This window comes from Actinoallomurus spadix (assembly GCF_024055725.1).
Classification (GTDB): Bacteria; Actinomycetota; Actinomycetes; order Streptosporangiales; family Streptosporangiaceae; genus Actinoallomurus; species Actinoallomurus spadix.
In genome coordinates this window covers 82,071-100,536 of record NZ_JAMXMX010000024.1, presented here as the reverse complement: position 1 = coordinate 100,536, position 18,466 = coordinate 82,071, and the positions used below count along the sequence as shown (strand labels likewise).

The following is an 18,466-nucleotide window of genomic DNA, read 5'->3' as shown; positions in this document are numbered from 1 at the left end:
GGATCGGCTTTACATTTGTTGGTAGCACGTAAAGCACGCCCCGGGAAGGTCATACCCCGAGATTCACTCCGAACCGGACGCGCGGGCGGCGTAGTAGACGGCGGCCATGTCCTCGTCGCCGTGACCGAGCTCGACCGCCCGCCGCAGCTGGTCCCGTACGGCCTCGGCGACCCGGGGCTGCGCACCCGCCGCCCGGCCGGCGGCCGCGACCAGGCCCGCGTCCTTGGCGGCGCCGACCGCCTTGAAGCTCGCCGGGAGCTCCCCGGACAGGATCGCCTTGCCCTTCAGCTGGGCGTACTGCGAGTCGAGCGACCCGCCCGCGATCGTCTCGAGGAACAGCCGCGGATCCAGCCCGAACGCCTCCGCCAGGGCGATCGCCTCCCCGGTGGCCGTGGTCAGCGCGAGCACCCAGCTGTTGAGGACGAGCTTCAGCCGGGACGCCTCGGTGCCCTCGCCCACCCGGACCGTACGGGAGCCGATCGCGTCGAAGACCCGGTCGGCGCGCTCGTCCCGGGCCCCGGCGGCAAGGACGGTGAGCGCCGCGTCCTCCGCGGGCTTGCGGGTGCCCAGCACGGGACAGTCGATGAAACGGACGTCGCGCTTACGGGCCAGGTCCGCGAGACGGTCGGCGGCCTCGGCCCCGACCGTGCTCATCTGCGCCCAGACCGCGTCCTCCTCCATCGCCGGGAGCACACCGGCCATGACGTTCTCGACGGCCTCGCCGTCGTGCAGCATCGTGATGACGACCTCGGCGCCGTCGGCGGCCTCGGCGGGCTCGTCGCACACGCGGGCGCCGTCGGCCGCGAGCGGCTCCGCCTTGGCGCGGGTCCGGTTCCACACGCGTACGGCGAATCCGGCGCGCAGCAGGTTGCGGGCGATCGGCTCGCCCATGATCCCGGTTCCGAGTACGGCGACGGTGAGCTGATCCATGGCGACTCCCTTACCCAGGCCGTGACACACGATCCGAATTCGACCAGTGTTTCCGATTACAGCACTACGCGGAGAGGCGCCGGGCGAGCTGCCCGGCGGCACGGCGCATGATCGGCACGACCTCCTCGATCACCTCGTTGGTGAGCCGGCCGTGCGGCCCGGACACTGAGATCGCGGCCAGCGCCGGGGTGTCCGTCACCGGCACGGCGACACACCGCACCCCGATCTCCTGCTCCTGCTCGTCCAGGGCGTACCCGCGCTGCCGGATGCGCGTCAGCTCCTCCAGCAGCGCCGCCGGATCGGTGATCGTGTGCGGCGTGTACGCGGGCATGCCGGTACGGCCGATGATCTCCCGGACCATCGGCTCGGGCAGCTGCGCCAGCAGGGCCTTGCCCACCCCCGTGCAGTGCGGCAGGACCCGCCGCCCGACCTCGGTGAACATCCGCATCGAGTGCCGGGACGGGACCTGCGCGACGTACACCGCCTCGTCGCCCTCCAGCAGCGCCATGTTGGCCGTCTCACCGACCTCGTCGACGAGCTCCGCGAGCGCCGGGCGCGCCCACGAGCCGAGCAGGCGCTCCGAGGTCTCCCCGAGCCGGATCAGCCGCGGCCCGAGGGCGTACCGCTTCGACGGCCCCTGCCGCACGTACCCGCGGTTCACCAGCGTCCGCATCAGCCGGTAGATGGTCGGCATCGGCAGCCCGGACACCTCGGCGAGCTCGGTGAGGGCCAGCTGGCCGCCCGCGTCGGCCAGATGCTCCAGCAGCTCGAAGGCGCGCTCCAGTGAGCGCACGCCCGACGCGGACCGCTCCACCGGCGCCTCGGCGGGCCGCTCCCCGGCGGCTCGTTCCCCGGCGGGGAGCGCGGCCGGCGGCTGAGCGGACGGCACCCCCGGATCCTCGGTCGCCACGCGGACTCCTCTCGACACCTGACGGAAGTGTAGAAACAACGTTCGGCTTCGCCGAAACGCGCGACGGCCCTGGTTACGCTCCGCGATCGTGCGGTAGTAGTGGAAACGATTGCCTCGCGGGCTCCTGGCCCGTCCCCCCGGAGGCCGACACGCGTTCGTGGGGGTACAGCTGTGCAGCCGGTGTCCAGGACGGTGCTGACCGCCGTCGGTACGGCCGCGGTGACCGTTCCGGCGGTCGCGTGGCACATCCCGCTTCCGGAGCCGGCCCTGCCGGCGTCGGCGCTCGTCGCGCCCGCGCCGACCGGGTCGGCGTTCGCCAGGCCGGCGGCGCCCGTACGGGACGTGCGCGTCGACGCCACGGTCGCGGTCGCCGCGGTGACGCCCGAAGCGGTGGAGTACGCCGTCCGGGTACGGCCGGTCGGCGGCACCGCGACCGGCGTGCGGCTGGTGCTGACGACGGAGGGACCCGCGGCCTGGGAGCCCTCCGCGGCGCCCTGCGCGACGAGCGGGCCGGCGACCGTGCTCCGCTGCGACCTCGGCGACCTGGCCACGGCGCGAACCCTTCGCGTGCGGCTACGGACGGGCGGGTTCGTCCGCGGTGAGCCGCCCGTGACGGTGGAGGCGAGCGCGGCCGGCTCTCCGTATCGGTCCGTGGCCCTGCTCCGGACCGTCCGGCCCGGCCAGGCCCTCACCCGGCCGGCTCCGGCATCGGCGGCGCCCCCGGGCCCGGCGAACTCCGCATCGGCGGCCCCAGGCCCGGCGAGCTCCGCTCCGGTGGCCTCCGTCCAGGTGAGCTCCGCTCCGGTGGCCTCTGTGCCGGTGGGCTCCGCGCCGGCGACCTCGGCGGAGGGCGCCCCGGCTGCGAGCCCGTACCCGGCCGCCGCGCCATCGGCACACGCCGCTTCACCGGCCGCGTCCGCGCCGGCCGGGTCGTCCGGGTCCCCGTCTCTCGGAACGGCGTCCGGGTCCCCGTCTCTCGGCATGGCGTCCGGCTCCGCGGTCCCATCGACCGCCGGGTCACCGGCAGGGCCGGGAACCGCCGTGCCGCCGCATGGCACGGCGAGTGCCAGGCCCTCGAACGGTGCGGGAGGCACCGGACCGGCCCGAGGCACGGGGGCGGGGAGCGCCGCTCCGGCGACGGCCCCGCAGCGGACGCCCCATGGGCCGGGTGCGGCGAGTCCGCACGCCCGGCCTCCGGCTCACGTCCGGCCTCAGAACGGCCCGTCCGCGTTCGGGTGGGTGTGGCCTTCCGCCGGGGGCGATCCGTCCTCGGCCGCGGGAACACGGCCCTCCGCCAGGCGCGACCCGTCCGTGACCGGTGTGGCGCGGCCCGCCGCCAAGAGCGGTTCGTCCGCGACCGGTGCGGCGCGGCCGTCGCCGAGGGGCGGTCCGGCCGCCGGATCTCCCCGGCCTGCCGAGCACGCGCGACCGGCGGCACCGGCCGGAGCGGCGGCGGTCCCGCCGGTTCCGCCCGCCCCACCGGCTCCGCATGCTCGTCCGGCCACACCGGCTCCGCCGGCCGCACCCGCCGGGCCGGTCGGCGCGGCGGGTGCGGAGACGGGAGCCGGGCCCGTGCCCCTGCCCGGCTCGGCCGCTGCCGCCGCTCCCGTCGTTCCGGGGGCGGGCGCCTCCGGGCGGCCGTCGGCGAGCCCGACCGGGCCGGTGCTGCCGAGCGTCGCGCTGGGTCCGGCGTCCATGCCACCGCGGCCGGAGGGAGGGTCCGAGCTGACCGCCGTGACACCGGCGAGTTCGCTCCGGGACGGTCGGCGGTCCTGGACGGCCGCCCTCGGGATCGCCGTGGCAGCCGAGACGCTCCTCCTGTGGCTCGCGAGTCTGGTGATCCTGCGGCGGAACCGGACCGCGCTGCCGTTCCGGAGGCGGATGCGGTCGGTCAGGCCCAAGACGCCGGGCCCCACCCGTGGAGGCCTTCCGAAGCCCTCATGATCAAAGAAGTGTCGCGCCGAAAACGTTCCCTCTTACGGCGATCGTTATTAGTCTTACTGATCGCCGAATTCGTTCACAGGGGAGCCGCAATGGCTGCGACGGGGATGACGTGTCCGAAGTGTTCCGGCGAATGGGACGTTCGGGAACGTAATGGGGTAATGATCGAGGAATGCGCCGGCTGCCACGGCGTCTTCCTCGACCGCGGGGAGCTGGAGCGACTGATCGACGCCGAGAGCGACTACCTGGCCGAACTCGATGCCGACACCGACGACGTCGGTTCCTACCACGGCCGCCACCGGCGGGGGATCATGCATCAGATCTTCACGCCCGCGGACGCGGAATAGCGGGGACGGTGCCGGGGCGGCTTTCCGTCGCCCAGAGATCTCGATAAGGGCCGGGAACTCCCGCGAGGTCGCGGTGGGGGCCGCGTTGGACGACCCGGCCACGGTCGAGTACGACGATCTCATCGGCCGCCGCGAGGGGCGCGAGCCGGTGGGTCACGAGCACGACCGTGCGCCGGTCGGTGAGCAGGTCCGTGACCAGCCGGTCCGCGGTCGCCAGGTCGAGGCCCTCGGTGGGCTCGTCGAGGACGAGCACCGGCGGGTCGGCCAGCAGCGCGCGGGCGAGCAGCAGCCGTTGCCGCTGCCCGCCGGACAGCCGGCTGTCGCCGACGAGGGTGTCCCAGCCGCCGGGCAGCGCCTCGATCCAGTCGAGCAGCCCGGCCCGGCATGCGGCGTCGGTCGCCTCGGCGTCGGTGGCGCCGGGCCGGGCCAGCGTCACATTGGCCCGGATCGAGGCGTTGAAGACGTGCGCGTCCTGGGTGAGGCCGCGCACGGTCGCCCGGACGTCGCGCGGGTCGTACGCGCCCAGTGGCGCGTCGCCCAGCAGGACCGCGCCCTCGGGCCTGACCTCACCGGTCAGGACGCCGAGGAGGGTGCTCTTGCCCGCGCCGCTCGCGCCGACCACCGCGACCTTGCGCCCGGCGGGGAGACGCAGGTCGACGCCGTCCAGCGCCGGGACGGAGCCGCCTCCGTCGCGCGCGTACGCCACGCGGACGCCGCGCAGTTCGAGTGACGGGCGCGGGTCTGGCGCCGGGACGAACGCCCGGTGGGGGCGGGGCCGCCCGCCGGCCCGCAGGAGGCCGAGCACCCGGTGGGCGGCGGGCCGGACCTCCGACAGCCGCCGGGCGGCCTCGGCGACGGGCAGCACCGCGTCGAGCGCGGCCAGGGCGGTCAGCGTGAGCACCGTGACCAGGACGCCGTCCGCGCCGCTCCGGCGGGCCGTCCAGAGCACGGCGAGCACGGTGCCGCCCTGGAGGGCCGCGCCGAGGGCCGCGACCGCCGCCTCGATCGCCCCGGCCCGCCGCTCCAGCCGGGCGAGCCGGGCCGCCGCCGTCTCCGCGCGGGCGGCGAAGCGCCCGGTCGCGCCGAACGCCGCGAGGTCCGCCGCGCCGCGCCGTACGTCGAGGGCGCACACCGCGAGGTCCGCGCGGGCCCCGGCGGCGCGGCGGGCGTCCGACCGCGCGGCGCGGGCGGCGAGGGCGGGCAGCGCCACTCCGCTGAGCACGACACCACCGGCCAGGACCGCGCCGGCCGCGGGCAGCAGGACGGCCGCCACCGCGACCGCGGCCAGGCCCGTGAGCCACGCGACCGAGGCGGGCAGGAGGCAGCGCAGCAGGAGATCCTGCACGGACTCGACGTCGGCGACCATCCGCTGCACCGCCTCCGCGTCCCGCGGCGTCCTCGGCGGCGCGCCCGCCGCCGGGTCGGCGGAACGACGCAGCGCCTCGTAGACGCGGACGCGCAGACCGGCGAGGACGCGCAGGGCCGCGTCGTGACCGACGAGCCGTTCCGCGTAACGGAGGACGCCACGGAACAGCGCGAACGCGCGGACGCCCACGATCGCCAGGGCCAGCGCGGACAGCGGCGGATGCTGTCCCGCCCGCGCGACGAGCCAGGCGGCGGTCGCGGTCAGCGCGACGGCGCAGAGTTCGGCGCTCGTACCGGCGGCCACCGCCCCGGTCAGGCGGAGCACTTCCCGGCCCTCGATCGGCCGCCTCATCCCGCCCCCTTCGGCCGGTCCGGCCGGCTTCATGGACGGTCTCATCAGGCGTACGCCTCCCGCCCGCTCAGGTGGACGACGCGGTCGGCGATGTCCAGCAGCGCCGGGCGGTGGGCGACGAGCAGGGCGGTACGCCCGTCGAGCAGCCGGGCGGCCGCGGCGGCGACCGCCGCCTCGGCCGCCAGGTCGAGCCGCGCCGTCGGCTCGTCCAGCACCACGATCGGCGCGTCCATCAGGTGCGCGCGGGCGATCGCGATGCGCTGCCGCTGCCCGGTGGACAGGCCGAGCCCGCGTTCGCCGAGCGGCGCGTCGTACCCGCCCGGCAGTTCGGCGATGAAGTCGTGGGCGGCGGCGGCCTCCGCGGCGGCGCGTACGGCGTCGTTCTCCGCGTCGGGGCGGCCGAGGCGGATGTTGTCGGCGACCGTGCCCGCGAACAGGTGGGGGTGCTGCGGAACGTACGCGACGCGGCGGCGCCCGCGGCGCCGCCCGCCGATCCGCCGCCGGTCCGGCGCGCCGGCCGGTCACGGCCGGGCGCGGGCCGCCCCGGTCCCGTCGCTCCGCCGGTCCGGTCCCTGGCCGCCACCCGTGCGGACACGGACCGCCCGGCTCGGCGAGCATCTCCGTCACCTGGTCGAGGACGGCGCGTCCCTCGGCGGCGGCGTGGAACCGGGTCCCCAGCAGTCGCAGCGGCAGGTACGCCTCCGGCGCCAGGAGAAGGACCAGCAGGGCCGTCCGCAGGTCGAGCGAGCCGTTCAGCAGCCGGAGCCCCGCGGGTACGGCCACCAGCGCGACCGACAGCGTGCCGGCGACCTCCAGCACGAACGACGACAGGAAGGCGATGCGGAGCGTGCGCACGGTCGCCCGCCGGTGGCCGTCGGCCATGGCGCGGACCACCGCCGCCTGCGCCTCGTCCCGGCCGTACGCGCGAAGCGTCGGCAGCCCGGCGACCACGTCGAGGAAGTGACCGCCCAGCCGGTGCAGCAGGCCCCACTGCCGCCGGGTCGCCTCCCTGGTCCGCCATCCCACGAGCGCCCCGAAGACCGGGATGAGCGGCAGCGTCACGGTGATGACCAGGGCCGACGGCCAGTCCGCCACCGCGAGCCGCGCGAGCACCGCGAGGGGGACGATCGCGGCGGCGTACCGCTGCGGGAGGTACCCGGCGTAGAAGGGGTCGAGGGCGTCGAGCCCCCGGCCGAGCAGCGTGACGTCCGCGGCCGGGCCGCCGGCGCGGAGCAGCCGGCGGCGCAGCTCCTCCTTGCGCCGGGCCGCCGTCCACCGGAACACGCCGCCCTGTCCCGCGAGGAGGACGGCGCGGCCGGCCAGGACCGCCGTCAGCGGCAGGAGCGCCGCGCTCCCGGCCAGGACCCGGGACAGCAGGTCGGCCTGGGCGACGACGAGCACGCCCTGCGCGAGCGCGAACAGCAGGTAGGCCGTCACAGGTACGACGGCCGTTCGACCCGGCCGCGGAAGGTCCACCACACCCACGCCTGGGCCGCGAGCAGGACCGGGATCAGCGGGCCGGCGACCGCGAGTGTCGGGGTGGCGTCGTCCGCCAGGGAGGCGTGCGGCAGGTTGAGCCCGCCGAGGAGCGGCACGGCGGTGATGGCGAGCGCGGACGCCGCCAGCGCCCACCCCTCCCGCGCCCGGCCGCCCGCGCCGTCCGTTCCGCCTACCCCGTCCGTTCCGCCCGCGCTGGCCGTTCTTCCCGCGCCGTTCTCTCCGCCCGTGCCGTCCCGTCGCGCGATCGTGATCCATGCGACGGCCAGCACCGCGGCGAGCGAGAGCGCGACGGGCACGGTCGTGGCGAGGTCGCCGGTGCCGGCCCCGACGGTGCAGGGCACTCCGGCGAGGAGTGTCGCCCGGATCACCCACCGTGCCACCGCGCGCGGGGCGCCGGTGCCGAGCCGTACGACGGCGAAGACCGCGCCGTGCAGGGCGAACAGGCCGCACGTCGTCACGGTGAACAGGAGTCCGCCGCCGCCCATCAGGACGCCGATCGTCAGGCCCCAGGACGCGGCGACGCCCCAGCTGCCCGCGACGATCGCCCCGTCCCAGAGCCGCCGCCAGGCCCGTCCCGTACGACGTCCGCGCAGCCACAGCCCCGTGTCGCGGAGGATCCACGCGAGGATGAGGACGATCAGCGCGCCCCAGGCGCGGCCGAACAGGTCGGCCTCCAGGGTGGGGGACAGCGCGGTCAGCAGGCCGGCGGCGGCGACCAGCCACACCTCGTTGCCGAGGAAGAACGGGGCGATCGCCGCGAGGGTAAGCCGGCGGTCGCGGCCGAGGAACGGCAGCAGCATGCCCACGCCGATGTCGGCGCCGGCCAGCAGGAAGTACCCGACGACGAAGAAGCCGAGCAGGAAGAACGCGAAGGTGTCCACGAGTGCGCTCCGGATCAGAAGGAGGGGACGGGCTCGGGCCGGGCCGGGAGCTCGGCGTGGCCGAGTGCGGCGCCGTCCGGGCCGAGCCGCGCGTACCGCCGGAGCAGCGTGACGTTCACGAGGACGAGGGCCGCGAACAGCACCGTCACGCCGGTGGACGCCGCGAGCATCGCCCCGTGGCCGATCGGGCGTACGGCGTCCTCGGTCCGCAGCACGCCGTAGATCATCCAGGGCTGGCGTCCGGTCTCGCGGTAGATCCAGCCGGCGAGCATGGCCACGTACGGCAGGGGCAGCGTCGCCGGCAGGACGCGCAGGAAGATGCGCCCGCGCAGGAGCCAGGCTCGGAACGGCAGTTTCACCAGCGCGACGAGCGCCACGACCGCCATCCACGCCCAGGCCGCCATCATGAGGTTCGCGCTCAGCCCGGTCAGGGGCCGTACGCCTCCGTCGTTGTGCGCGTACGGGAACTGCACGCCGCCGAACGCCGCCGTCGGCAGGACGGCGAGGGCGGCGGCGCTCAGGCCGATCCGCAGCGACCGCCGGTAGAGGTCCGGTTCATGCCCGCGCAGCAGGTGCCAGGCGCTCACCCCGGCCATGAAGAACCCGGCGGTCAGGAACGCGCCGGAGACGACGTGCGCGAGCGGCAGCAGCGCCGCCGGGTTCGTGAACAGCGCGGCGGTGGAGTCGACGCGCAGCGCGCCGCCGATCCGTACGTATCCGACGGGGTGGTTCAGGAAGCCGTTCGCGACGAGGACGAAGTACGCCGAGGCGTACGCGGTCAGGGTGACGATCCAGATCAGCGCCAGGTGGGCGTGGCGGTTGAGCCGGTCCCACCCGAAGATCCACAGGCCGAGGAAGGTCGCTTCGACGAAGAAGGCGACCAGCGTCTCGAGGGCGAGCGGTGCCCCGAAGACGCCCGGGGCCCGATCCGCCAGGCCCGGCCAGGCCAGGCCGAACTGGAACTCCATCAGCAGCCCGGTGACGATGCCCACCGCGTAGTTGATGACGTACAGCTGCCCCCAGAACCGCACCATCCGCAGGTGCGCGTCCCCGCCTCCGAACACCGCCCTGGTTTGGACGATCGCGACGATCGTCGCGAGGCCGAGCGTCAGCGCGACGAACAGGAAATGGGTGCCCGCCGTGAGGGCGAACAACGATCGGGCGAGCGCCAGGGTGCTCAACGGTCCTCCAGGTCCGGCCGCGGTCTGCGTGCGACGGGGCCCGGGGGAGTTCCCGCGGGCCGGGCACCCTGGTAGCAAAGTCGATCACGCGGTCGTCCGGCGTCCGGCTACGCGTGTCATTCGCCGTACATCCGGCGATGCAGCCCTGATCGACGCCCTACCGCACGCGCTGTAGGCCTTCCTCCGGAAGGAGGAGACGCGGTCCGAGGCTCAGCCGAGCCAGCCGGGGCGGATCAGGCCCGACTCGTACGCCAGGACGACGAGCTGCGCCCGGTCGCGGGCGCGCAGCTTGGTGAGGACGCGGCTCACGTGCGTCTTCGCCGTCGCCGGGCTGACGACGAGCCGTTCGGCGATCTCGTCGTTGGACAGTCCCGCCCCGATGAGCTCGAGGACCTCGCGTTCGCGGTCGGTCAGGGCGTTCAGCTCGACGGACGGCGGCGGTTCCTTGAGGCGCGCGGCGAACTCCCCGATCAGGCGGCGGGTCACCGACGGCGCGAGGAGCGCGTCGCCGCGCGCCACGACCCGTACGGCGTGGATCAGCTCGAGCGGCTCGGTGTCCTTCACCATGAAGCCGCTGGCCCCGGCCTTCAGCGCGCCGTAGACGTAGTCGTCGTGCTCGAACGTCGTGAGGATCACGACCCTGACGTCGCGGAGGCGTTCGTCGGCGACGATCCGGCGGGTGGCCTCCAGCCCGTCGAGGACGGGCATCCGGATGTCCATCAGGACGACGTCCGGGCGTTCGGCCGCCGCGAGCCGCACCGCCTCGGCCCCGTCACCGGCCTCGGCGATCACGCTGATGTCGTCCTCGTTGTCGAGGATCGACCGGAACCCGGCCCGTACGAGCCTCTGGTCGTCGGCCAGGACGACCCTGATGGGGGAACGCACGTGCCCATCATCACACCGGCGGGCCCGATCGCCTTCACGATCGTTCTCGAATACCGGGCGGATTCTGCCCGGTATGCCGCCTAGAGTCTGCGTCACCACAGGTCAGACTCATGGGAGATCGCCATGCACTTCGCTTCGATTCGCGTCATCACCGAGGACGTCGCCCGGCTCGCCGACTTTTACGAGAAGGCGACGGGCCAGGTGGCGGACCGCCCCACGGACGAGTTCGCCGAGATCATCACCCCGGTCGGAAGGCTCGCCATCGGGAGCACCCGCACGGTGCAGGGCCTCGGCGCGAACGCGCCCCGCCCGGCGGCCAATCAGAGCGTGATCGTCGAGTTCCGCGTCGAGGACGTCGACGCGGAGTTCGAGAGGCTCAAGGGCTTCGACATCGACTTCGTGGGTGAGCCCGTCACGCAGCCCTGGGGCAACCGGTCGCTGCTGTTCCGCGACCCGGACGGCAACCTGGTCAACTTCTTCACCCCGGTCACTCCGGAGGCCTTGCAGCGTTACGGGCAGTAGGAGGAGAAACCGCCCGGCGGCGCTTCCCTTCTTCTGAGTGTTATGTCGGTGACTCAGGGTTGAATTTCCTTTAGCGTGTTTTGCCGCACTTATCCCAGGTACTACAGTTCCGCGTCGTATCCCGACAGTCGAAATGAGGACGGTCGTGCGCGGAAACCGCCGCAAGAATCCTGATCGTGGCGGCATGTCGGAATATGTGCGATTCGAAGAGTCACCGCCGGTCAGCGGTGAGTCGCCGTCGAAGGCGACCAGCCCCGACCTGTTCGGGCACGACGACGCCGCCGGTGGCGCCGGGCGTTCGACCACCGGACCCCGCGCGCACCCGGCGGTCTCCGCCGGGCTGGGCGCGACCGGTGCCGGGATCCGCCCGCCGGACCCCTGGGACCTCGGCCCCGGTCACCTGGGACACCAGCGGGCGGCGCGGCACCGGAGGAGGCGCCTGCTGATCGGTCTGCTGGCGGGGGTCACCGGCGTGGTGCTCCTGGCCGGGGTGGCCGTGTACGCGCTGTCCGGCGGGTCGGGGTGCGGCGATGACCCGCTGACGCTGAACGTCGTCGCGGCGCCGGACATCGCGCCGGCCGTCACACGGATCAGCCGGACGTTCAACGAGGAACACCACTCGATCGACGGCAGGTGCGTCCGCGCCGGCGTGCAGGCGGCGGAGCCGGCCGGAGTGGCCAGAACGCTCTCCGGCGCGGTGCCGGCCCCGGGGACGGCCAAGCCGGACGTCTGGATCCCCGACTCCTCCATCTGGCTCGCCCAGGCGCACGTCTCGCCGGGCGCGGCCGGGGGCGGCCCGGTTCCGTTCTCCGTGGCCAGGACCCCGGTCGTCGTCGCGATGCCGCGCTCGCTCGCCACCGCGATGTCCGGGCAGAAGACTCCGCCGAGCTGGGAGACGCTGCTCAAATCGGCGGCGGCGCCCTCCGGCGCCGGTGAGAAGGGCGCGAAGCCCGTCCGGCTGCACATCCTCGACCCGGCGAGTCAGGCGGCCGGCATCGGCACGATCGTCATGACCCGCGTCCTGCTCCAGCACGACCCGAACGCGCTGCCGGTCTTCAGCCGGCTCGTCCAGGACGTGCGGAAGAACGTGTCGCCGACCACCCAGGCGTTGCTCGCCCGCCTGTCACGGAACCAGGACGGCAAGGCCCCCGTGCTGATCGCCCCCGAGCAGGCGGTGTGGAAGTACAACCACGCCACGACCGACCCGGCGGCCGCGATCTACCCCCGCGAGGGACTCCTCAGCCTCGACTACCCGTTCACGGTGACCACCGGCGACCGTACCCGCGCCGGCGCCACGTCCCTACTGGCGCAGGCGATGAACACCGGACAGGCGCGGGCCGCCGTCCAGGCGCTCGGTTTCCGCACCCCGGACGGCCGTCCCGGCAAGGACTTCGCCGCCGGCGGGCTGAACCCCCAGGTCCCGCGGGCGCTGCCGACCCCGTCGGCCGGCGACGTGACGCAGGCGATGCAGGTCTGGAGCAGGCTGTCGCTGACCGCCCGCGCGCTGTGCGTGCTCGACGTGTCGGGGTCGATGGCCGAGCCGGTCCACGGCGGGGTGAGCCGCCTGGAGGCGACCGCGAAGATCGGAACGGGCGCTCTGGCGACGCTGCCCGACGACACCGATGTGGGCCTGTGGACCTTCTCCACGAACCTGGTCGGCAAGCGGGACTACCGCATCGACGTGCCGATCGGGCCGCTCTCGGCCCGATCGGGGTCGGGCACCCGCCGTCAGGCGATCCTCGGCGTCCTCGGCCGGATACGGCCGAAGCCGGACGGCGACACCGGCCTGTACGACACGGTGCTCGCGGCGGTCCGCTCGCTGCGGAAGACCTACAAGCAGGGCTACTACAACAACGTCCTCCTGCTCACCGACGGTAAGAACGACGACTCCTCCGGCATCTCCCTCAGCGAACTGCGGCGCGCGCTCGCGAAGGAGAACGACCCGGACCGGCCGATCCCGGTCCTGGCCATCGGCTTCGGCCCGTCCGTCGACATGAAGACCATGCAGAGCATCGCCGAGGAGACCAACGGCGCCGCGTATCACGCGATGAACTCATCGGACGTCCAGCGGATCCTCCAGGAGATCATCGAACAGCGAATCTGCTCCACGCGAAAGTGCGGCTGAGCCCATCGGCTCATCCGGTTGTCACTGGGGTGACAAGGGCGGTGGGGCGAATGTGGGTGCGGGGGCAAGTAGCGCCTCCGCGTCCTGCGATAGCTTCGCGCGGTCACGATGATCACGGGTGGTGTCGGCCGTGCGGCCGGTGGCGAGGCAGGGAGTGCGGACGTGGCACTGAGCGGTCGGCCGCTGGAACCCGGAGCCCTGGACGAGCCGCTCGTCGCGGCGGTGGCGCGCCGGGCGGCCGAGATGCCGTCCGCGCCGGCCCTGACGTTCGTCGACTACGCCACCGATCCGGCGGGCGAGCGGCAGGAGCTCACCTGGGGGCAGCTGCATCGGCGGGCGCGGGCGATCGCCGCCCGGCTGCGCGAGGTCGCCGAACCCGGTGAGCGCGTCGCGCTGCTGATGCCGCAGAGCCTGGAGTACCTCACCACGATGGTCGGCGCGCTGTACGCCCGGCTCATCGCCGTGCCGCTTTTCTCCCCGGACCTGCCCGGGCACGCCGACCGGCTGATCCGCTCGTACGGCGACGCGGACCCGTCCGTGGTCGTGACCGTGACGTCCGCGCTCCCGCAGGTGGAGCGGTTCCTGGACGAGCAGAGCGCGCCCCGGCCGAAGGACATCGTCCTGGCCGACACGGTGAACGTCTCGCTCGCCGCCTCCTGGCAGGGCGAGGAGCTCGCCCCGGACGACGTCGCGTACCTGCAGTACACCTCCGGGTCGACCCGCGCGCCCGCCGGCGTGCAGATCACCCACCGGAACCTCACCGCGAACGCGCTGCAGGTGTGGGCCGCGTACGAGGCGCGGCCACGGGTGACGGTCGGCGTGAGCTGGCTGCCGCTGTTCCACGACATGGGGCTGATCCTGGCGCTGGCCCTGCCGCTGGTGCACGGCAACCACCTCGTTCTGACCGACCCGGTGGCGTTCGTGATGGAGCCGCTGCGGTGGCTGGAGCTGCTGTCCGAGCACGACGACGTGATCACGGCGGGGCCGAACTTCGCGTACGAGTACTGCGCGGCCCGGGTCACCGAGGAGGAGAAGGCGCGGCTGCGGCTCGACGGCCTGTGGGTCGCGCTGAACGGCGCGGAGCCGATCCGGCCGGACACCGTGCGCGGGTTCGCCGAGGCGTTCGCGCCGGCGGGGCTGCGGCCCGCCGCGCAGTCACCGGGGTACGGCCTGGCCGAGGCGACCGTGTACGTCTCCAGCAAGACGCGGGGCGAGCCGCGGTTCACCGCGTTCGACCGGGTGGCGCTGGGCGAGGGCGAGGCGCGGCCGGGCGGCGACACCGTCCTGGTGTCCTGCGGCACGCCGACCGGCCAGCACGTGGCCATCGTCGACCCGGAGTCACGGGCCGAGCTGCCGGACGGCCGGGTGGGGGAGATCTGGGTACACGGCCCGAACGTCTCACCCGGCTACTGGCGCAACCCGGACAAGACCGCCGAGGTGTTCGGCGCGGTCCTGGCGGACCCGGCCGGCGGGCTGCCCGCCGGGGGCTGGTTGCGCACCGGCGACCTCGGCGTCGTCCACGGCGGCGAGCTGTACGTCACCGGCCGGATCAAGGACCTCATCATCGTCGACGGCCGCAACCACTATCCCCAGGATGTGGAGGTCAGCGCGCAGGAGGCGCACGAGGGGATCCGGCGCGACCATGTGGCGGCGTTCGCGCTCGCCGGTGCGGACGGTGAGGGGGTCGTGGTCGTCGCCGAACGCGGCCGGCGCGGCGAGGGCGTCCCCGCCGGTGACATCGCCCGCGCCGTACGTCGCGCCGTGGGCGCCGCCCACGAGCTGCGGCTGGACGACTTCGTGCTCGTCGAGCCGGGCGGGGTCCCCCGTACGTCCAGCGGAAAGATCGCGCGCAGTGCCTGCCGGGAGCGGTACCTCGCCGGGACGCTGCCCGTGATCCGGTAACGAAGGGCAGCGATGTTCGCCGGGCTGGGACGTCTCGTCCATCGACGACGGCTGAGCTGTCTCGCCCTGTGCCTGGCGTTCGCGGTCCTGTCCGGCATGTGGGGGTCGGGTGCGGTCGCGCGGCTCAAGAGCGGCGGCTTCGACGACCCGCACTCCTCGTCCTCGCTCGTCGCGAAGCTGTCCGCGCAGTACTTCAGCAACTCCACGCCCGACGTCTTCGTCATCTACCGCAGCGACCGGCTGACCATCGACGACCCGCGCTTCCGCGGCGCGGTCACCACGACCCTCGCCCGCCTGCCGCGGAACCGGATCCGCAACGTCCTGACGTACTGGAGCCAGACCCCGCGCGTCACCGAGCTCGCGTCCAAGGACCGGCACGCGACGTTCGCCGCCGTGCAGCTCGCCGGCGACGACCCGGCCAAGGCCGCGTCGTACGACGTCATCAAGGACCGGTTCGGCGCGCCGGGCCTGAGCGTACGGGTCGGCGGGGGCGTGGCGCTGGCCAAGGAGTTCAACACCCGGACGCAGGGCGACCTGGCTCGCGCCGAGACGATCTCCTTCCCGGTGCTGCTCGTGCTGATGCTCGTGGTGTTCGGCAGCCTCGGGGCATTCTGGCTGCCGCTCGTCGTCGGCGCGTTCTCCATCGTCGGGGCGTTCACGGTCCTGCGGCTGCTGACGATGGTCACCGACGTCTCGTCGTTCAGCGCCGAGGTCATCACGATGATGGGCCTCGGCCTGGCGATCGACTACTCCCTCTTCGTCGTCAACCGGTTCCGGGAGGAGCTCGCGGGCGGCGCCGACCGGCCGTCGGCCCTGGCGAACACGATGGCGACCGCCGGCCGCACGATCGCCTTCTCCGGCATCACGGTGACGACCGCGCTCAGCGGCCTGCTGCTGTTCCCGCAGATGTTCCTGCGCTCGGTCGGCCTCGGCGGGATGGCGGTCGTCGCGGTCGCGGTCGCCGGCGCGCTCGTCCTGCTGCCCGCGCTGCTCGCCCTGCTCGGCCCCCGGGTGGAGTTCGGCCGGATGCCCTGGCGCCGCCGGACGCGGACGGAGCGGCGCGACAGCGGCCCGTGGTACCGCCTGGCGACCGGCGTCATGCGCCACCCGGTCCTGTTCTTCGTCGGCGTCATGGCCGTCCTCGGCGTGCTCACGACGCCGTTCCTGCACGTACGGTTCGGCCTGACCGACGTGCGCGTGCTGCCGGCGAGCAGCCCGAACCGCCAGCTGTACGAGGCGTTCCAGCGGGAGTTCCCCACCGGCTCGAAGGACCCGATCGACGTCGTCCTGTCCGGCGACCTCATCCCGAAGAACTTCGTACCGTCGAAGAAGCGGCCGGTGCCGTCGTTCATCACCGGCTATGAGGACCGCCTGCGGCACCTGCCCGGCGTCACCAGCGTGGGGATCACCGGGTACGCCGACAAGTACGCCGCGGTGCGCATCTCCGTCCGCCACCGGTACGGCGCGATGAGCGACGAGGCCCGCGACCTCGTGCGCCGTATCCGTGCCGTCCCGCTGCGGCGGGAGGCCCTGTACGCCGACGTCGGCGGCCCGACGGCCGCCCAGATGGACATGATGAACAGCCTGCGGCGCCGCCTGCCCGCGGTCGGCGCGGTGATCGGGCTGGTCACGTTCCTGCTGCTGTTCCTGGCGTTCGGGTCGATCGTGCTGCCGCTCAAGGCCGTCGCCATGAACCTGCTGTCCCTCGGCGCGTCGTTCGGCGCGATCGTGTGGGGGTTCCAGGACGGCCACCTCGCGGGCCTGCTGCGCTTCACCCCGACCGGTACGACCGAGCCGACGACCCTCATCCTCGTCCTGCTCACCGTCTTCGGCCTGTCGATGGACTACGAGGTCTTCCTGCTCAGCCGCGTCCGCGAAGAGTGGGACCGGACCCGGGACAACGCCCGGTCCGTCGCCATCGGCCTGCAGCGTACGGGCGGCATCATCTCCAGCGCGGCGCTGCTGTTCCTCGTCGTGATCGCGGTGTTCTCCACTGCGGAGATCACCCTGGTCAAACTCATCGGCGTCGGCATGTTCACGGCGATCGTCGTCGACGCCTCCCTCGTCCGGATGCTGCTCGTCCCGGCGACGATGCGCTTCCTCGGCCCGGCGAACTGGTGGCTGCCCCGTCCCCTGCGCGCCCTCCACTCCCGCGTCGACCTCGGTGAACACGACGAACCGCCACCGGCCGCGGACACCGCCACGGTCGAGGAGGACCCACCCGCCGTGGACGAGGCCCTCCGGGAACCCGCGCTCGTCGCGGCGGCCCCCGTACCCCGGACACGGCAGGCACAGCGACTGGCCGAACTGAGAGCGGAACGGCGCGCACGGCGACCCGTCCCGCAGCGCCCGGCGCCGGCCGGGCCGCCGATCACGGGTGAGCAGGCCGAGGCGACGCTCGCCGACGAGATCCTGCGCCGGGTCGCGGCCGTCAACGGCCAGGCCCTGGCGTCCCGTGAGACACCCGAGGAGGCGGACGGCGGCCGGAACGCCCCCCGCCCTCAGCGAGAGATCGTTCCCAACCCGGATGGACCCGGGTGGCACTGGAAGACACCGGAGGATTGAGCATGCCAGGTACTCCGCTCCGCCGCGCCGTCGCGTCGACCGTGGGCGCGGCCCTGGCCGTCGCCATGGTGGGCGCGGCACCCGCCGACGCGGCGAGCAAGCCGAGCAACAAGGTCCCGAAGAGCGCCAAGGCGAGCGACGGGGCGCGCGTCACGTCGCAGAAGTGGCTGACGAGTCATGAGGTCGATCTGACGATCAAGTCCGTCGCGCTCGGCCAGTCGGTCAAGGTGCGGATCCTGGTGCCGAAGGGCTGGAAGACCTCGACCACCAAGCGGTACCCGGTGGTGTACGCGCTGCACGGCGGCCGCGACCACTACCAGTCGTGGACCCGCAGCACCGACATCGAGACCTACGCGTACAAGTACAACGTCATGGTCGTCATGCCGGAGGGCGGCGTGAACGGCTCCTACACGAATTGGTACAACTACGGGAAGTACGGCACCCCGCAGTGGGAGACCTTCCACAACTTCGAGGTCCGGGAGATCGCGGAGCGCGCCTACCACGCCGGGACCTCGCGCGCCGTCATGGGCAACTCCTCCGGTGGCGAGGGCGCGATCACGTACGCCGAGCGCTACCCGGGCCTGTACCGGTACGCAGCCTCGTACAGCGGGGTGCTCTCGCTGCGATCACCGGGTGTGCCGGCGCTGCTGATGTTCACGATCGTCGGCGCCGGCGACGGCACGGATCCGTTCCGCATCTGGGGCGTGCCGGGCGCCGACGACGTCAACTGGCGCCAGCACGACCCGCTGTACCTCATCCAGCGCCTCGAGGGCACCGGCGTCTACATCTCCTCGGGCACGACGGGCAAGCCCGGCCCGGGCGACGACCCGAACACCGCGCCGTGGGACATCGGCCTGCTCAGCGAGCGGATGGTCGGCGCCACGAACGTGACCTTCCTCCAGAAGGCCCAGCAGCTCGGCGTCCCGGTCACCTCGCACATCTACGGCGCCGGCCGGCACTCCTGGCCCGCCTGGAAGCGGGAGATGCACACCGCCTGGCCCAAGCTGATGTCCGCCATCGGCGCCAAGCGCGTCTGACCTCACCCCGCCCCGGCCGGGGC

At 73.7% G+C, this 18,466-nt stretch carries 13 protein-coding genes and 2 pseudogenes; 6 read left to right on the top strand and 9 right to left on the bottom strand.

The window, feature by feature from the left end:
* Positions 1–63: 63 nt before the first annotated feature.
* From NE235_RS29140 to NE235_RS29130, 3 genes are all read right to left on the bottom strand, one after another.
* Positions 64–930 carry an NAD(P)-dependent oxidoreductase gene (locus NE235_RS29140; RefSeq protein WP_252808476.1) on the bottom strand — a complete coding sequence of 289 codons (867 nt, stop codon included), beginning with the start codon at positions 928–930 and terminating at the stop codon, positions 64–66.
* Positions 931–994: 64 nt separating this feature from the next.
* Positions 995–1,723 carry an IclR family transcriptional regulator gene (locus NE235_RS29135; protein ID WP_308206175.1) on the bottom strand — a complete coding sequence of 243 codons (729 nt, stop codon included), beginning with the start codon at positions 1,721–1,723 and terminating at the stop codon, positions 995–997.
* Between the two features lie 1,328 nt (positions 1,724–3,051).
* Complete coding sequence (locus NE235_RS29130) at positions 3,052–3,537, bottom strand: hypothetical protein (protein WP_252808505.1); 486 nt, start codon at positions 3,535–3,537, stop codon at positions 3,052–3,054.
* A 243-nt stretch (positions 3,538–3,780) separates the two neighbouring features.
* Here NE235_RS29130 and NE235_RS29125 point away from each other — a divergent pair, with 243 nt between their 5' ends.
* Entirely contained in the window at positions 3,781–4,128 is a 348-nt protein-coding gene (locus NE235_RS29125; protein ID WP_308206172.1) for a TFIIB-type zinc ribbon-containing protein, read from the top strand.
* Here the strand turns inward: NE235_RS29125 and cydC are convergent.
* From cydC to NE235_RS29095, 6 genes and pseudogenes are all read right to left on the bottom strand, one after another.
* Positions 4,106–5,809, bottom strand: a pseudogene (gene cydC, locus NE235_RS29120) (thiol reductant ABC exporter subunit CydC); the annotation flags it as partial. The gene NE235_RS29125 and the pseudogene cydC sit on opposite strands and share 23 nt — an antisense overlap.
* A gap of 80 nt (positions 5,810–5,889) precedes the next feature.
* On the bottom strand, positions 5,890–6,282 hold the full coding sequence (locus tag NE235_RS29115; protein WP_252808500.1) for an ATP-binding cassette domain-containing protein: 393 nt from the start codon (positions 6,280–6,282) through the stop codon (positions 5,890–5,892).
* Positions 6,283–6,619: 337 nt separating this feature from the next.
* Positions 6,620–7,129 (bottom strand): annotated as a pseudogene (locus NE235_RS29110) (ABC transporter transmembrane domain-containing protein); the annotation flags it as partial.
* Between the two features lie 149 nt (positions 7,130–7,278).
* The gene (locus NE235_RS29105; RefSeq protein ID WP_252808474.1) at positions 7,279–8,226 is read right to left on the bottom strand and encodes a cytochrome d ubiquinol oxidase subunit II; all 948 of its coding nucleotides are present in this window, start codon (positions 8,224–8,226) and stop codon (positions 7,279–7,281) included.
* 14 nt (positions 8,227–8,240) lie between these two features.
* Complete coding sequence (locus tag NE235_RS29100; RefSeq protein WP_252808473.1) at positions 8,241–9,407, bottom strand: cytochrome ubiquinol oxidase subunit I; 1,167 nt, start codon at positions 9,405–9,407, stop codon at positions 8,241–8,243.
* A gap of 210 nt (positions 9,408–9,617) precedes the next feature.
* Positions 9,618–10,292, bottom strand: coding sequence for a response regulator (locus NE235_RS29095; RefSeq protein WP_252808472.1), 675 nt, complete (start codon positions 10,290–10,292; stop codon positions 9,618–9,620).
* A gap of 123 nt (positions 10,293–10,415) precedes the next feature.
* Between NE235_RS29095 and NE235_RS29090 the strand changes: the two genes are divergently transcribed.
* The 5 genes from NE235_RS29090 to NE235_RS29070 all read left to right on the top strand — a co-directional run bounded on the left by NE235_RS29090 (position 10,416) and on the right by NE235_RS29070 (position 18,443).
* A complete protein-coding gene (locus NE235_RS29090; RefSeq protein ID WP_252808471.1) occupies positions 10,416–10,814 on the top strand; it encodes a VOC family protein in 399 nt (132 codons plus the stop codon).
* Positions 10,815–10,998: 184 nt separating this feature from the next.
* The gene (locus NE235_RS29085) at positions 10,999–12,939 is read left to right on the top strand and encodes a substrate-binding and VWA domain-containing protein (RefSeq protein ID WP_252808470.1); all 1,941 of its coding nucleotides are present in this window, start codon (positions 10,999–11,001) and stop codon (positions 12,937–12,939) included.
* Positions 12,940–13,101: 162 nt separating this feature from the next.
* On the top strand, positions 13,102–14,841 hold the full coding sequence (locus NE235_RS29080; RefSeq protein ID WP_308206171.1) for a fatty acyl-AMP ligase: 1,740 nt from the start codon (positions 13,102–13,104) through the stop codon (positions 14,839–14,841).
* A gap of 12 nt (positions 14,842–14,853) precedes the next feature.
* Positions 14,854–17,406 (top strand): MMPL family transporter, encoded by a 2,553-nt coding sequence (locus NE235_RS29075; RefSeq protein WP_252808469.1) that lies wholly within the window; start codon positions 14,854–14,856, stop codon positions 17,404–17,406.
* A 2-nt stretch (positions 17,407–17,408) separates the two neighbouring features.
* On the top strand, positions 17,409–18,443 hold the full coding sequence (locus NE235_RS29070; RefSeq protein ID WP_252808468.1) for an alpha/beta hydrolase: 1,035 nt from the start codon (positions 17,409–17,411) through the stop codon (positions 18,441–18,443).
* The last annotated feature ends 23 nt before the right edge of the window (positions 18,444–18,466 follow it).